Annotated in this window: 12 protein-coding genes and 3 pseudogenes; 9 read left to right on the top strand and 6 right to left on the bottom strand. The window is 70.7% G+C overall.

Annotation, left to right across the window (positions count from 1 at the left end; all coding sequences use genetic code 11):
* Positions 1 to 57: 57 nt before the first annotated feature.
* From FF36_RS37390 to FF36_RS07615, 6 genes and pseudogenes are all read left to right on the top strand, one after another.
* Positions 58 to 1304 (top strand): annotated as a pseudogene (locus tag FF36_RS37390) (serine/threonine-protein kinase); the annotation flags it as partial.
* A 1-nt stretch (position 1305) separates the two neighbouring features.
* Positions 1306 to 2070 (top strand): annotated as a pseudogene (locus FF36_RS37385) (serine/threonine protein kinase); the annotation flags it as partial.
* Positions 2071 to 2273: 203 nt separating this feature from the next.
* Complete coding sequence (gene sdhC / locus FF36_RS07630) at positions 2274 to 2669, top strand: succinate dehydrogenase, cytochrome b556 subunit (RefSeq protein ID WP_009740429.1); 396 nt, start codon at positions 2274 to 2276, stop codon at positions 2667 to 2669.
* Positions 2669 to 3115, top strand: coding sequence for a succinate dehydrogenase hydrophobic membrane anchor subunit (locus tag FF36_RS07625; protein WP_044884264.1), 447 nt, complete (start codon positions 2669 to 2671; stop codon positions 3113 to 3115). Before sdhC ends, FF36_RS07625 begins: the two co-directional genes overlap by 1 nt.
* Before the next feature lie 24 nt (positions 3116 to 3139).
* Entirely contained in the window at positions 3140 to 4894 is a 1755-nt protein-coding gene (gene sdhA / locus FF36_RS07620) for a succinate dehydrogenase flavoprotein subunit (RefSeq protein WP_044884263.1), read from the top strand.
* A complete protein-coding gene (locus FF36_RS07615; RefSeq protein ID WP_044884262.1) occupies positions 4894 to 5655 on the top strand; it encodes a succinate dehydrogenase iron-sulfur subunit in 762 nt (253 codons plus the stop codon). Before sdhA ends, FF36_RS07615 begins: the two co-directional genes overlap by 1 nt.
* A 99-nt stretch (positions 5656 to 5754) precedes the next feature.
* On the opposite strand, the gene FF36_RS07610 is transcribed toward FF36_RS07615, so the two are convergent.
* The 5 genes from FF36_RS07610 to FF36_RS07590 form a co-directional block, all read right to left on the bottom strand.
* Complete coding sequence (locus FF36_RS07610) at positions 5755 to 6090, bottom strand: hypothetical protein (protein ID WP_236705590.1); 336 nt, start codon at positions 6088 to 6090, stop codon at positions 5755 to 5757.
* Between the two features lie 300 nt (positions 6091 to 6390).
* Positions 6391 to 8793, bottom strand: a complete 2403-nt coding sequence (locus FF36_RS07605; protein ID WP_242422367.1) for a RecQ family ATP-dependent DNA helicase — start codon at positions 8791 to 8793, stop codon at positions 6391 to 6393.
* Between the two features lie 173 nt (positions 8794 to 8966).
* Positions 8967 to 9251 carry an SCO4848 family membrane protein gene (locus tag FF36_RS07600; RefSeq protein ID WP_044884260.1) on the bottom strand — a complete coding sequence of 95 codons (285 nt, stop codon included), beginning with the start codon at positions 9249 to 9251 and terminating at the stop codon, positions 8967 to 8969.
* A gap of 32 nt (positions 9252 to 9283) precedes the next feature.
* A complete protein-coding gene (locus FF36_RS07595) occupies positions 9284 to 9511 on the bottom strand; it encodes a type II toxin-antitoxin system HicA family toxin (protein ID WP_006542954.1) in 228 nt (75 codons plus the stop codon).
* On the bottom strand, positions 9508 to 9774 hold the full coding sequence (locus FF36_RS07590; RefSeq protein ID WP_236705587.1) for a type II toxin-antitoxin system HicB family antitoxin: 267 nt from the start codon (positions 9772 to 9774) through the stop codon (positions 9508 to 9510). Before FF36_RS07590 ends, FF36_RS07595 begins: the two co-directional genes overlap by 4 nt.
* A 2111-nt stretch (positions 9775 to 11885) precedes the next feature.
* Here FF36_RS07590 and FF36_RS07585 point away from each other — a divergent pair.
* The 3 genes and pseudogenes from FF36_RS07585 to FF36_RS36330 all read left to right on the top strand — a co-directional run.
* Positions 11886 to 12701: a hypothetical protein gene (locus tag FF36_RS07585; RefSeq protein WP_128423268.1), complete on the top strand. Its 816-nt coding sequence runs from the start codon at positions 11886 to 11888 to the stop codon at positions 12699 to 12701.
* 54 nt (positions 12702 to 12755) lie between these two features.
* Positions 12756 to 14095: pseudogene (locus FF36_RS40700) on the top strand (TIR domain-containing protein); the annotation flags it as partial.
* A 1-nt stretch (position 14096) separates the two neighbouring features.
* On the top strand, positions 14097 to 14801 hold a 705-nt coding region (locus FF36_RS36330; protein WP_206778446.1), incomplete at its 5' end, for a tetratricopeptide repeat protein.
* A gap of 70 nt (positions 14802 to 14871) precedes the next feature.
* Here FF36_RS36330 and FF36_RS07575 read toward each other — a convergent pair.
* Positions 14872 to 15444, bottom strand: coding sequence for a hypothetical protein (locus FF36_RS07575; RefSeq protein WP_044884256.1), 573 nt, complete (start codon positions 15442 to 15444; stop codon positions 14872 to 14874).
* Between the last annotated feature and the right edge of the window lie 150 nt (positions 15445 to 15594).

The raw sequence follows: 15594 nt of genomic DNA, 5'->3' as shown, positions 1-15594 counted from the left end.
CCGGAAACACGCCGACCGTCGGGCGCGCGGATCCATCCGTCTGTCAGACTTGACACGATGGCCAAATCGGCAAGCGTGCCCCCGGACACCTCTCGGCACGGCACGCCTCGTTACGTAGCTCAGCGCTACCGTCTCGACACGCCCATTGGGCGTGGTGGAGCCGGCGTCGTCTGGCGCGGTGAGGACGAACTACTCCAGCGGCCGGTGGCCATCAAGGAGATCCTCGTCCCGATGGCCGGGGCGCAGAACGAGCGCGACGCGATCCGGGCGCGGGTGCTGCGGGAGGCCCGCGCGCTGGCCCGCCTGCACAGCCCCGCCATCGTCTCCGTGTACGACGTGGTCGAGGAGCACCAGCGGCACTGGATCATCATGGAGCTCGTCGACGCGGACAGCCTCGGCGACGTGATCCGTACCCACGGCCCGCTGCCCTTCGACCAGGTCGCGGCGATCGGGCTGGCGCTGACCGACGCACTCGCCGCGGCGCACTCCGCCGGCGTGCTGCACCGCGACGTCAAGCCCGGCAACGTCCTGCTCGGCCGGGATGGCCGGGTCCGGCTCACCGACTTCGGCATCGCCGCGACCGAGGGTGATGTGACCCTGACGGGGACCGGCGCGCTCGTCGGCTCCCCCGCCTACATCGCCCCCGAACGGGTCCGCGGCTCCTCGGGCAGCCCGGCGAGCGATCTGTGGGGCCTCGGCGCGACCCTGTACTCGGCGGTCGAGGGCCAGCCGCCGTTCGAGGGCCCGGAGACCTACGCGGTGCTGACCGCCGTGGTCGAGGGCCGCCGCCGCGCCTTCCGGCTGGCGGGTCCCCTGCGCAACCTGCTCAGCGACCTGATGGACCGTCCGGCGGAGGAACGCCCGGACGTCACGGAGATCCGCCGGCGGCTGATTCCCGTGGCCCGCAACGCCAACCCGGTGCCGGCCTCCGTCATGCACGCCCGGCCGCGCTCCGAGGACGACGACGCGGGTGCGAGCGCTGCCGACGTCGGTCTGGAGAACCTCGACGAACCGGCGGCCCCGCCGCCCTCGGCCTCGATCGACGGCGGCGGGTCGGCAGCGGGGCGTCCCGGCGGCCGGACCGGGCCCTCGACGTGGAGCGGGCCGTTGGCGGGCGCCGCCGCGTCCGGCCAGCCCAGCGGCACCGGCCCACGCACCACGGGTGGTCCGGTACCGCCCGTCGGCGGCCCCATCTCGTCCCGCGGGCCAGCCGAGTCCGCCGACGGCGAGATCACCGCGGATCCCGTCCTCGGGGCGCTGGACGAGACCGCCATCTCGCCCGCCACCGGTGGTGGCCCCCGACCNCCCCGGCACGAGCCGGTCCGACCCACTGCGCCGAACCGGACCCGACCCCAGGCCGATCACGATGCCCAGACCAGGATCGGGCCGCCTGCCCAGGCGACAGGGCCGACGCACGGTGGGGACGACGACGAGACCCGCATCGGCGTCGTGCCCGTCGTGGCGTCGACGGCCAGCCTCGGGCTGTTCGACGACGATCATGCCGCCGGACTCGTCCCGCTCGACGAGGCCCGCCGACGCTCCGAGGCGGCGCACCAGCGCGGTCCCGACGGCAACGGCCACGGCCGGGGAGCCGGCGGCGACGGGGAGCGGCGGCGACGGACCATCGCGATCGCGGCCGCTGCGGTCGTCGTCCTGGCCGGCGCGGCGATCGCCCTGACCCTGGGCCTGTCCGGGGGTAGCTCGCCGGCCAAGCCGACCGACGTGACGGCGCCGAAGACGACCGCCCCGCCCGCGACCGCCGTGCCCACCTCGCCACCGGCGACGACCCCGGAGTTCACCTCCCCCACGGTGGTGGCCCCGGGGACGCCGCACCGCTCCCCTCGCCCGCGGTCGACGACGCCCCCAGCGACCGAGGCCCCACCGAGCGCGCAGCCGAGCACCGCCGCGCCCACACCGACGCCGTCGCCGACCCAGCAGCAGCCGCCGCCGACGACGCCGCCCCCGACCAAGCCGGCGCCGACCACCCCCGCGACGACCCCGCCCGTCAGGACACCGCCGGCCACCGCACCGGCACCGCCGCCGTCGACCGGCCCGCCACCGGCGGCGTAGTGACGGCGGCGACCGGGCGCGCTGTGGCATAGTTCACCCGCCGGCGCCGGGCCCGGACCCGCCGCTGACCAGGCCCGGCACTAGCATCGGCCGAAGGCGCGCGGTGCCGTCCCGGCGACGCATCGCCGACCCCGAGGCGCCGCGGGCGTCGCTGACGTGATCTTTTCTGGCCGAGCGGCTGGGCCGATCCGGAGGAGCTTTCATTGCCGAAGGCACCAGCGGGCACGCTGTACCGCGGTCGAGAGGGAATGTGGTCCTGGGTCGCCCACCGGATCACGGGCGTCCTCGTCTTCTTCTTCCTGTTCGCGCACGTGCTTGACACGGCACTCGTCAGGGTCTCGCCCTCGTCGTACAACGAGGTGATCGAGGTCTACAAGAGCCCGATCGTGAACCTGCTCGAGGTCGGCCTGGTCGCCGCCGTGCTGTTCCACGCGCTCAACGGCATACGGATCATCCTGATCGACTTCTGGGAGTCCGGACCGAAGTACCAGAAGCAGATGCTGTACATCGAACTCGTGCTGTTCGTGGTGCTGCTCGTCCCCGCGGCCTACCGGATGCTGCTGCACACCGCCGAGACGCTGTTCGGGAGCGCGACCTGATGGCGACGACGGCGGTGCCGGCGGAGCGGGGCGCGCCGGAGCTGGCCACCCCGCGCTCGCCGCGGCGGCGGACGAAGCCGGGCGCCGCGAAGGCCCGCAGCAACTTCGAGCTCTACGCCTGGGTGTTCATGCGGATCAGCGGCCTGCTGCTGTTCTTCCTGGTGCTCGGCCACCTGTTCATCATGAACGTTCTCGACGGCGGCGTGCAGCGGGTGAACTTCGGTTTCGTCGCGGGCCGCTGGGCATCACCGTTCTGGCGCACGTGGGACCTGGTGATGCTGCTGCTCGCGGAGCTGCACGGCACCAACGGCCTGCGGACCGTCATCAACGACTACGCCGAACGGGCACAGACCCGATTCTGGCTGAAGATGCTGCTTTACACCTCGGCGTTCCTGGTCGTCACCCTCGGCACGCTGGTCATCTTCACCTTCGACCCCGATCTGTGACCCCGGACCTGTAAGGAGGTAGGCGTGCAGCTCCACAGGTACGACGTGGTCATCGTCGGCGCGGGCGGAGCCGGCATGCGCGCCGCCCTCGAGGCGGGGCAGCGCTGCCGGACGGCCGTGCTCACCAAGCTCTACCCGACCCGGTCGCACACCGGCGCGGCCCAGGGCGGCATGTGCGCCGCGCTGGCCAACGTCGAGGAGGACAACTGGGAGTGGCACACCTTCGACACGATCAAGGGCGGTGACTACCTGGTCGACCAGGACGCCGCCGAGATCATGGCGAAGGAGGCCATCGACGCCGTCCTCGACCTGGAGAAGATGGGGCTGCCGTTCAACCGCACCCCGGAGGGTCGCATCGACCAGCGCCGCTTCGGCGGCCACACCCGCGACCACGGCAAGGCGCCGGTCCGCCGGTCCTGCTACGCGGCCGACCGCACCGGCCACATGATCCTTCAGACGCTCTACCAACAGTGCGTCCGACACGACATCGAGTTCTACAACGAGTTCTACGTCCTCGACCTGCTGCTGCAGGATGGCGCGGCGGCCGGCGTGGTCGCCTACGAGCTGAAGACCGGCGAGATTCACGTCTTCCAGGCCAAGTCGGTGGTCTTCGCCACGGGCGGGTTCGGCAAGGTGTTCAAGGTCACGTCGAATGCGCACACACTGACCGGTGACGGCATGGGCCTGGCGTTTCGCCGCGGCATTCCGCTGGAGGACATGGAGTTCTTCCAGTTCCACCCGACGGGCATCTGGAAGATGGGCATCCTGCTCACCGAGGGCGCCCGCGGCGAGGGCGGAATCCTGCGCAACCGCGACGGCGAACGGTTCATGGAGCGCTACGCGCCGACCATCAAGGACCTCGCCCCCCGCGACATGGTGGCCCGGGCCATCTACACCGAGATCCGCGCCGGCCGGGGCTGTGGCCCCGACGCCGACCACGTGTACCTCGACCTCACCCACCTGCCGCCGGAGCAGCTCGACGCGAAGCTGCCGGACATCACCGAGTTCGCCCGCACCTACCTCGGCATCGAACCGTACGACGACCCGATTCCGATCCAGCCGACGGCGCACTACGCGATGGGCGGCATCCCGACGACCATCGACGCGCAGGTCCTCGCGGACAACGACACCGTCGTCCCCGGCCTGTACGCCGCCGGCGAAGTGGCTTGCGTGTCCGTGCACGGCGCGAACCGCCTGGGGACCAACTCGCTGCTCGACATCAACGTGTTCGGCCGGCGGGCGGGCATCGCCGCCGCCGAGTACGCAGGCGCCACCCCGCACCACGTCGACCTGCCGACGAACCCGGCGTCGTTCGTGGACGACATGCTGGGCCGGCTGCGCGCGGGTGCCGGCACCGAGAACGCCGCCGCGATCCGCGCCGAGCTGCAGGAGTCGATGGACGTCAACGCGTCGGTCTACCGCACCGAGGCGACGCTCAAGCAGGCGCTCAGCGACATTGCCGCGCTGAAGATCCGCTACCAGCAGGTCGGCGTGTCCGACCGGGGCCGCCGTTACAACACCGAGCTGTTGGAGGCGGTCGAGCTCGGCTTCCTGCTCGACCTCGCCGAGGTTCTGGTGGTGGGGGCGCTGGCGCGCAACGAGTCCCGCGGCGGCCACTCGCGGGAGGACTACCCGAACCGGGACGACGTCAACTTCCTGCGTCACACGATGGCCTACCGGTCGGGACCGCTGGCCGCCGCCTCGCCGGAGGCGGACATCCGGCTGGACTACAAGCCGGTCGTCGTCACCCGCTACGAGCCGATGGAGCGCAAGTACTGATGACCGTCGTCGACTCCCGGCCCGCCGCGGCCCCGGGTCCGGCCGCGACCGGACCGGCGCCCGTGACCGTCACGCTCAAGATCCGTCGCTTCGATCCGGAGTTCGCCGCGGAGGCACGCTGGGAGAGCTACCAGGTGCCGTTCGATCCCAGCGATCGCCTGCTCGACGCGATCATGTGGGTGAAGTGGAACGTCGACGGCTCGCTGGCGTTGCGCCGCTCCTGCGCCCACGGCGTGTGCGGGTCGGACGCGATGCGGGTGAACGGCGTGAACCGGCTCGCCTGCAAGGTGCTCGTGAAGGACCTCGGGCCCGAGATCACCATCGAACCGATCAAGGGCCTGCCGGTCGAGAAGGACCTGATCGTCGACATGGAACCGTTCTTCGACGCCTTCCGGGCGGTGAAGCCCTACCTGATCACGGATGACCACGAGCCGACCCGGGAACGGCTTCAGTCCCCCGAGGACCGGGCACGCTTCGACGACACCACCAAGTGCATCATGTGCGCGGCCTGCACGACGTCGTGCCCGGTGTTCTGGAACGACGGGGACTACTTCGGGCCGCAGGCGATCGTCGCCGCGCACCGCTTCATCTTCGACAGCCGCGACGCCGGCGCCGACGAGCGGCTGGAGATCCTCAACGAGCGTGAGGGCGTCTGGCGCTGCCGGACCACCTTCAACTGCACGGATGCCTGCCCGCGGGGTATCCAGGTCACCAAGGCGATCCAGGAGGTCAAGCGGGCCCTGCTGTTCCGCCGCCTCTGATCGACCGAGACCGGCGCGCGCGGGAAATCCGCGATCCACCGCCAGATTCCCGGGAGCCTTCACGTTTCCCCGTGTTCTGCCGGAGCTGGCAGGTACGGGTCAGACGGCGCGGCGCGGCATCAGGTCCTGGGCGCGTAGCACCCGGAGCAGATCGTCGGCATCGATCAGGAGTCGCCCTGTCGGCGGGCGGGTCGGCGAGGAATCGGCGTATTCCAGCCGGACGGGCAGGCTGTAGAAGTCGTCGAGGTGGCGGGCGAGCTCATTCAGCCGCCGCTCGGTCTCCCTGTCCCGCAGCCAGTTCCGCTCGCCGACGTCGGTGTCCTGCGCGCCCGCCCGCTCCAGGCGATGGGTCCGGCACAGCCCGTCCGGGTCCTTCCCGATCGCTCGTTTGCCACACCGGTGGGCGACGTAGCCCCGCCCGCCCCCCATCACCATCGCGGTGCAACGGTCGCCTTCCCACATTTTGATCAGTGCCCGCTCTCCGTCTCGTCCGCCCACCGATCGGCCGGTCCCGAAATCCCCGCGAGCCAAGGCTAGGACGAATACCGGGGATGTCCATGGTCAGCCGGCCGATTTCACCTCGATGTCACACCGTTTGCCGGCGTGATGTTCGGTGTGCGCACAGCGTGCCAAACCGGCTGCCGAAACGTCATTGGTGGGAACATTCCCTTTGCGCCGGTCTCCGACCCGATTGCCGCCCCGCGCGATGCTGCCCGCCGGGGGGCCAGGGCGTCGTCAGGTGGTGTCGACGGCGAGTGCGAACGGCAGCACCGCGGGCGCCCCCGCCTTGCGCAGCAGGCGGGCGGCCACCGTCATCGTCCAGCCGGTGACGATCCGGTCGTCGACGAGCAGGATCGGGCCGTCGACCGCGCCGAGCGCGCCGTGCAGGCCCGGCGGGACGGCGAACGCCTCCCACAGACCGGCAAGCCGGTGGGCGCTGTTGTGGACCTGGCCCGCGTGCGGGCCGCCGCCGACCCGGTCCAACTGGCCGAGCAGCGGCAGCCGGCCGATGGCGGCGATGCGTTCGGCGAGGCTGGCCACCAGCCGGGGCCGACTGCGCGAAGGGATCGCGATCACCGCGGCCGGCCGGCGCGTCCAGTCCCAGTGGGCGAGCGTGCCCACGACCGCCTCCACCAGCTCCGCGGGCAACGGGCCGTCGCCCCCGCTGTCGAGCCCGGCCCCGCTGTCGAGCCCGGCATCGCGCCCGGGGCCGCCGGTGGGCCCCGAGTCGGGGCCGGATGCCGGTCCGGCGGCGAACATCGGCCGCAGGCGGTTGCCCCAGCCGATGTCGCCGAGCCGCGCCACCACGCGTCCGGGTTCGGCGCCGGCCGTCGGCGGGATGCGGCCGGACAGGCTGATGCCCAGCCGGTTCATGCCGGTCGGCCACATCCGGCGCGGCTCGATGACCACCCCCGGGCGCATCAGCTCCTCACGGGCCCGCGTGCTGGCCGCCGTCGAGACGGCTGACGGCCACGTGCGGCCGGTGCATCGGTCGCACCGCCCGCAGGGGGCGGCGTGGGGATCGTCGAGCTGGCGGCGCAGGAACTCCATCCGGCAATCGGGGGTGGCGATGTAGTCGAGCATCGCCTGCTGCTCGGCGGCCCGCGCGGCAGCGACCCGCCGGTAGCGCGCCTCGTCGTAGAACCATGGCGCTCCGGTCGCCGTCCAGCCGCCCTTGACCCGGCGGACCGCGCCGTCGGTGTCGAGGACCTTCAGCATCTGGTCGAGTCGGCTGGGGCCGAGGTCGACGGCGGCCAGCAGCGCCTGGGTGGACATCGGCCGGCCGGCGTCGGCGAGCACCCCGAGAACCGCACGGACCACGCGCTCGGGCGGGAAGGAGGTGTCGGTGAAGTAGCGCCAGATGGCGCGGTCCTCCGCCGCCGGCAGGAGAACGACCTCGGCGGTCTCGACGGCCCGGCCGGCCCGGCCGATCTGCTGGTAGTAGGAGATCGGCGACGACGGCGCCCCGACGTGCGCGACGAAGCCCAGATCGGGCTTGTCGAAGCCCATCCCGAGCGCGCTGGTGGCGACGAGCGCCTTGACCCGGTTCGCGAGCAGGTCCTCCTCCGCGGCGATGCGTTCGGCGGCCTCGGTGCCCCCGTGGTAACAGGCGACCGGGTACCCCTCGCCGCGCAGGAAGGCGGTCAGCTCCTCCGCCGCCGCCTTGGTCAGCGTGTAGACGATCCCGGAGCCGGGCAACTCACCCAGCCGTTCGGCGAGCCAACCGAAGCGGTGCTCGGCCCGGGGCAGGTCGACGACGGCGAGCCGCAGGCTCTCGCGGTCGAGCGACCCGCGCAGTACCAGCGTGCCCGGGGTTGTCCCTGGCTCCGACTCCAACCCGGCCCCCGCCCCGGCACCGGCACCGGCACCGGCACCAAGCTGCTCGCTGACGTCCTCGACCACCCGCTGGTTGGCGGTCGCGGTGGTGGCGAGGACCGGGACCTGCGGGCGCAACCCGGCGATCAGGGTCCGCAGCCGACGGTAGTCCGGGCGGAAGTCGTGCCCCCAGTCGGAGATGCAGTGCGCCTCGTCGACCACGAGCAGGCCGGTGGTCGCGGCGAGCTCGGGCAGATAGTCGTCGCGGAACGTCGGGTTGTTCAGCCGTTCCGGCCCGACGAGCAGCACGTCGAGGTCGCCGGCGCGCAACGCCGCGTAGACCTCGTCCCACTCGGTGACATTGCCGGAATGGATCTCACCCGCACGGATCCCCAGCCGGGCGGCGGCCGCCGCCTGGTTGCGGATGAGGGCGAGCAGCGGCGAGACGATCACCGTCGGCCCGGTGCGCCGACCCAGGTCCACCGGACCGAGTCCGGCCTCGCCGCGCAGCAGGGCGGTGGCGAGGAAGTACACCGCCGACTTGCCCCAGCCGGTGCGCTGCACGAGCAGCACCCGACGCCGGTGGGTGACCAACGCGTCGATCGCCTGCCACTGGTCCTCCCGCAGCACCGCGGCCGGCCCGGCCAACGCGCGCAGCAGCTCCTCCGCCCGCGCCCGCAGCGCCCCGCCGCCCGCCGCCGGCGCGGACGCCGCCGCGGGAACCGCCCGGGGTGCGACGGCCACGTCGGCCGGCTGTGGGCCGGTCCCCGCCACGGACCCGTCGGCCACCGGATGTGCCGAGCTCGCTTCGTCTACCGCCATGGACAGGTGTCTACCCGATGCCACCGACAGAACCGGAACAGCCCAGGTCATCCCGGAAGGAGCGGAGGCCCCGTTCCTTCATCACATCAGGCGCTGACCCTGAGCAACGGGTCGGCAGGTCGGCAGGTCGGCGTGATCTCGCCGAAAGTCGTCGCCGGCCGATACCGAAGTACCTACGTCAGGGAAGAATCCGAGCCAACCAGCTGCTTGGGCGGGGCGACGTCTTCGGCGACGCTCGAACGACCGGCGCGGACCGCGCGGATGCCAAGCCACCCGACCGCAGTGCCCACCGCGAGGGAGACGACGGTCAGAACCAGGTGGACGGTGAAGAAGCCGGTCGGGCCGTCGTCCCAGGAACGATCATCCTTCCAGATGTTCCGCAGGAAGTTCGGCCAGATCGCCCACGTCCACACACCCACCGCGATCAGGAACCAGGACGCACGCTTCGACAGAGTCACCCACCCAGCTTGCACCCGGAACCACGCGCAGCTCAGGTGAGCAACGTCCTAAGCTCCTCCGCCTCGATGCCTGCCTGGCGCAGAACAGAGGCGAGAGTTCCTGTCGCCAGCTCCCGGTGAAGCGGGACGATCACGACCCGGGCGTTCTCCTTGTGCCGCAGCTTGCAGTGCGAGCCACGCGTGGCGACCTCCTCGAAGCCGGCACGCCCCAGCGCCTTCACCACCTTCGCCCCGGAGACCCGAGGCAGCGCGGGTGTCACGCCGACAGGCGGATGTCCAGCGGAGCGACGATGGGACCGTCCGCGGCGGTGACGGGGAACGGCTGATCCTCGAAGTACAGCTCCAGCGCCTCACGAAGATTCGCCAGCGACTCCTCGACGCTGGCTCCCTGGCTGGTTACCTCGACCTCCAGGGCCCGCGCCACGTACCAGTCGCCCTCGTGCGTGACGACAGCCGTCAGCCGCGCCGCTCGCTCCATGGAGATCAGCCTAGCCGTCCCCGCCATACCTGGCGAAGCGCTCACCGCCACCTCCTCGACGTGATCGACCAGACCTCCGTCGACCATACGAGCAGAAACGATCTCCAACGACCCGAGTACACACGAGAGACACAAGACCGCTCCCGGCTCCGGGGAGTACCCAGGTCATAACAGAGTCACCCCACCAGCCTTGCACCAGCCGCGAGCGGTGGTCTCCGTGTGGGGGCGCGAGTGCGGACACGTTGATCGCCATAGGGTGGGCGGACAGACAAAACCCCGGGGCTTGCCACCTGAGCGGTAGAGGCCATCCGGGGTCTACACCGCCACTGCGGAAGATCCGGTGCACCGATGTCCAGCCCCCTGCCTCCGCCCGACGCCGCTCGGCTCCGCCGGAGGCTGAGCGCCGAACGCCTCAGCCCCTACGAGCCAGGCATGCGACGGCGACGTCGCCCGCGCAATCGCGTTCTACGGGTGGAACAGTTCGGTCAGCGCCGCCTTCTACGAGGTTCTGGGGCTACTCGAAGTCGTGCTGCGTAACACGCTTCACGACCAGCTCACGGCGTGGCACGCCCGCCAGCATCGCCCCGGAGACTGGTGGGACGCCCCGACCGGGACTCTCGAAGCCCGCGCGCGTCAGGACGTAGCGGATGCCAGGGCCAGGCCCCTACTCATAGCAGCATTCTTTCCAATATTTGCCGTTGCACCAAGAACGACTCTTTGGGTAGCTCGCGGAACTACCTGGCCAGTCCGGTGCAAGTATTTCCATACGCAACAGGCACGCACAGACAAGCCCTGCAGGTCTCCAGTCGCCGGCGAACGATACTACTACCGTGCACATAACCGCGGAATAGTGTACGGCGACGGGCACCGCGTAGACCCCGGACTGCCGCACTGGCTGGCATTACAGCCAACCGTAGACCGACAGAATCGAGGGCGAAGGAGAGTCGAACGACACGATATTCGAGGGGTGGGGTTCATTATGCTCTTTTAAACCAGGGAGACTCTGCTCTTCTACAAGGGATTGACGAAGAGGCCCCGCGACGTTCTGTCGGCCCTACGTACTATCCCTGGAGATTTTCGGCGCCGCTTTCAAGATCTCCGCAGGCTACCGACAGCCGCGCCGCTCGTTCCATGGAGATCAGCCTAGCCACACCAGGCGCACCGCCGCGAGCCGCGCAGCCGATCGAGCAACGGGCGACGGTTCGTGCGTCGGCGGCGGATGCATGGGAGCGCGCCTCCATGGTTCCTCCACAGGGTTCGGCGTCCGATTTATCCCTGCGGAAGAGACGGACGGCGCCGCTACCCTGCACACCGCCTCCCGCGGATGCCCTGGTGTCGCCTGCGAGGCGCCCGGTTCGGCGCAGTGGGATCTTCTTGTCGTCGTCGTTCTCGCCGACCCATCAGGCGTTTGCGGAATGCCAAATTTCGGTCATTTCGCTCTTGCGGTACGCCCAGCGTCCCGGTTCACTGCCGATTTCTCGGTCCGGCCCGCCACGTTCTTCTCGGGCGAGCCCGTCGAACCAGCGCACCGCCCCGCATCGCGGTCGATGTCCGGGCGGTATAGTCCTCTCTGGCGAGTATCGCCATAAAGCAGTGATGATGTGCGTGCCGGGGGCTGCATGACGTCGCGAGAGTTTTTCACACAGCGTTACCGCCGCCTTCTGCTCATCGCGCTCTTTCCTCTGGCGGTGGCCGCATGTTCGGGGTCATCGTCCGGCCCTGCGGGGGCGCCGTCGGCATCCACTCACGTCGCACTGTCAGGGTCGTCAGAACCGGCGGACCATTCGTTGCCTGCGGACACCGTCACGCCGCGTCCGGAGCACCCCACGCCGACCGATGCCTCGCCCTCGGCCGGCTCCGCCTGGTCGCCGCTCGCCACGTCTCCCTCGCCGTCCGATCCCTCGCCGTCCGACTCCCCCTCCCGGTCCCCGCACGTTCCTCGGCAGGACGTCAGCTCACCGGGTCACGGCGGCCCGTGGGGGGCCAGCTCGGCGGGGGCCAGCTCGGTGAGTCACGCTGCGCCGACGCTTGGCCCGACCCGACCGGCGTCCCCCGACGCAGTACAGGCGCGTCCGGCAGCGGATGAGCCTTCCCCGACCGCGACATCGATGCCCGCGGCCGCCCGTGCCCCCTCCCAGGCGGCCGCTGACCAGCCCGTGGGGCAGGCGGTTGCCGGCGACCAGGCAGAACCGGCACGTAGCCGAGCCGAGCCCGCCAGGTCCTCCCCCGATGGCTCCAGCGTCCTCAACGCCCACGATCTTCCGCCCGCAGGAGTGGATCTCAGCCTTGGCGCAGCCATCGGCGGCGATCTTGCCACCTGCCGGGAAATCGCCCAGGAGTACAGCGGGCCGGGCCCGGTCATCCTCATCAATGGGCTGGACCGCAACGGTGCGGGCCTGGGCCTCCTGCGGAATTACCAGTTCTGCCCGGTTGGATTCGGTCCAGGCACGCGCTTGGCCATCACGTTGACCGCGCCCTCCAATGAGGTGGTACAAAGCATCGAGATCTGCATGATCTGCGACGACCCGGCAGCCGCCGGACTGCTGGACGCGCTGCACTGGACACCCTTTCTCGGCACCCCGACCGGCAGGTACACCGTCGCGGCGACCGACGGACGCCAGGTCTGGCAGACCGCGTTCACCCTGCTCCCGGGAGCCACCAGCCCGCTGCTGGTCATCCGCGACTACAACAACGATCTACATCCCGGCGACGAGGCCGTGGTGGAACTCGCCGGTTTCCGGCCGCGCGACCGGGTCGCGATCGACTTCTATTTCGCGGGCGATTCACCTACGAACAGCGAGTACCGGACGAGCGTCGTCCTGCAGACGGATGACCAGGGAAACGCGCGGTACCGACTGGTCACCGATGCGGATGATCCGCGAGGCGGATGGAACTTGCTGTCCCGACCCGCGGGGGGTTTCCCGCAAGAGCCCCCGAGCTACGACATCATGGTCCGTTTCCACCTTGGCTGACCGGCGGCGAGGACGGACGCGGGCCTGGCTTCGGGCGAAGGCCCTCGGCGGGACATGAGGATGGGTACGACACAGCACCGGCCCGCTGAGCCTGCCGGCACGAAGGACGTGGACGTCTTCGTGTCGCACGTGGTGGACGACGCGCCGTGGGCCACGTGGGTCGCGGCCGTCCTGGAGGACTGGGGACTGTCAGCGCGAGTGCTCGCCTGGGACCTGCCTCCCGGCGCCAACTACGTGCTGTGGACGGACGCCCAGATGACGGCCGCCCGGCTCACCATGGTGATCTCCTCCGCGGCCTACTTCGATACTCCGTGGAGTTCGCAGGTGTGGACGGGGGCACTCGTGTCCCGATCGGTGATCCCGCTGCGGGTGGAGGCCTGTCCGCTGCCCGGCGTGCTGGCGACAATCGCCCACGTCGACCTGTTCGACGCGGACGAGACCGAGGCACGACGCCGTGTTCTCGTCGCCGCCGGCGTCGAGGTGGTCGCGCGGGTCGCGACGAGCGGCTTTCCCACGGATCGGACGACCGCCGGGATCGATACCACGAAGTTCCCGGGCGCCCCGCCGCCGGCCGAGGTCGGGTCGTCGACTGCCGAGGTCGGGGCATCGCCCACCGACGCTCCGCCGGTATCGGCGGACGCGCCCACCAGCCGTTCGCCCGGCGCTGACGCCGCCCGGTCACGACGGTGGCTGCCGCGGGCCGGCCTGGCCCTGCTGACTACGCGGGCGCTCATCGTGACCGTCGGCGTCGCGATTGTCGTCGCCGGTGCCGTCGCGGGCCTGCTGATGATCCGGGGCAACTCCGACGGGCTGCCGTCCGCCCGGATGGTCGGCGATCTCCGGGTCGCCGTCACCGCGTTCGACGAGGTCGACGATGCCGGCAAGCGCCATCCGTCGGCATCGACGACCGACGCGGCGACGCTGGTCGCGGACCAGATGGTGCGCAGTCTCCAGCCCGTCCAGCAGTCACTCGCCGTCCAGGTCTGGGGTCCGTCGAAGATCGGACGGGCGCCCTCCGGCCGCGGTGACCAGGCCGGTTGGGCGGATCAGGTAGTCCGCAGGAGCAACGCGAACATCGTGGTGCGGGGCGTCCTGCGGGCGGCCGGGGCCGACCGCGTCGTGTTCACTCCGGAGTTCTTCATCGACCGGAGCCTCGTCCCCGGAGCCGAGGAACTGGCCGGCTACTACCAGTTCGGCGCGCCAGTGACGGCTCCCGCGGGACTGGCCGACAATCCGGTCTTCCAGCGCGAGGTGCGCACCGTTCTCGCCGCCCGCGCCGGTGCGCTGGCCTGGTTCGTCCTCGGCGTCGGGCACTACGCGCTGGGCCACTTCGACGATGCCACCGCCGATCTGCAGAAGGCCGCGGACTCACCCGGCTGGCAGGATTCCGACGGNAAGGAGATCCTTTATCTGTTTCTTGGCAACACCGCCAGCAAGACGGGTCGATACGGCGCTGCGATCGAATGGTTCGACCAGGCGATCCGCATCAATCCGCTGTTCGGCCGTGCCCACACCGGTTACGCCGAGGCCCGCTTTCTGCTGTCCCGCGGACACTGCACGACCGACACGGTGAAGGTCGACGATCTGCGCCAGTCGATCGGCGTCTACCAGCAGGCGGCCGGCGAGGTGGCCCCACCGTACGAAAGACTTCTGAAAAGCAAGATCGACCTTGGCCTCGGTCGGGTCTATGCGTGCCTGAGTCAGGCGGCCGTGAGCGCGGACTGGGACGCGGCCCGGCACCATTTCCATCTCGCCATCGAGGAAGGAACGGGGGATCCCGCCGGCCGGACCGTGCAGTCGGAGGCGTGGGCGGGCCTCGGACTCGTCGAGCTTCCACCGCGGGGTGTAGCCGATCCGGCGGCCTACCAGCGGGCCGTCGACGCCTACCGCAACGCCGTCGCCCTCGCGGACGGCTCGACGCGCAGCGCCCAACTGCTGACGCTGCTCGGCCACGTCCAGTACACCAGCGGTGACCGCACGGGTGCGCAGAAGTCGTTCGAACAGGCCGCGAAACTGGATCCGACCAACCGTGCCCGTTACCTGGCCGAACTCGCGAACCTGTCGAGCCCTACCCCGTCAGCGCCGGCGCCGCAGGCCTGACGCCACGTGTGCCCGACCGGCGAGCGGCCCGCCGACGGGCCCCCGGCCGGGCGGCCAGGTGTTCGAGGGCTCAGGTGCGTAGCTGCTGGCGGAGGCCGGCGAAGGTGTGGATGACCTCGCCCAGCGTGGTGTCGGGTGGGTAGGCCGAGGGCTGGACCGCGGCGGCGGAACCGTCGCCGGCCGGACCGAACCGGATGGCCCACAACATCGTCTCCGCGACCGGCAGGAGGGCGACGACGGCGTCGTTGTCGTCCTCCATCTGGGCGGTCAGCCAGCCGATCCGGTCGGACTGAAGGGCGCAGACGAAGGTGACCTCGCCCGCGCCGCTGACGGGATTGGAGCGCAACTGCGCCCGCTGGCTCGCGACGCCGAGGGCGGCACCGAGCCGCTCGGCGACCCGCTCGCGTTCGTAAAGCGAGGCGTCCTGCGCCAGCCGGACGATGACACCGTGCAGCTCACGCTCGCAGTGGATCTGGGGCTCGATCACGGCGTCCTCGCCGAAGTACCAGGCGAGGACCTCGGGCAGCACGGCCCGCAGGTCCGCCGCGGCCGGCTGCACCATGGCGAGCCCCGGGTACTGCGGGGACCAGGCCGACCACGAGGGGCCGTCCTGGCGCACGATGAGTGTGACGGGCCTACCCACGATGGATCATCTCCAGCGAACTCCTCCGCCGTCCCGCCGCTTTGATCAGTATCCGCGCTCGCGGGGGCGCCTGGGAGCCGTTTGAGCTAAAGGTCGTGCCGATTACGCCCAACACGGCTCTTTCCCCGCGCAACAATCACGCCGGCGGAC

The sequence above is a fragment of the Frankia torreyi genome (genome assembly GCF_000948395.1).
GTDB lineage: Bacteria > Actinomycetota > Actinomycetes > Frankiales > Frankiaceae > Frankia > Frankia torreyi.
The sequence above is the reverse complement of the archived record's forward strand: the minus strand, read 5'-3'. Positions and strand labels throughout refer to the sequence as shown.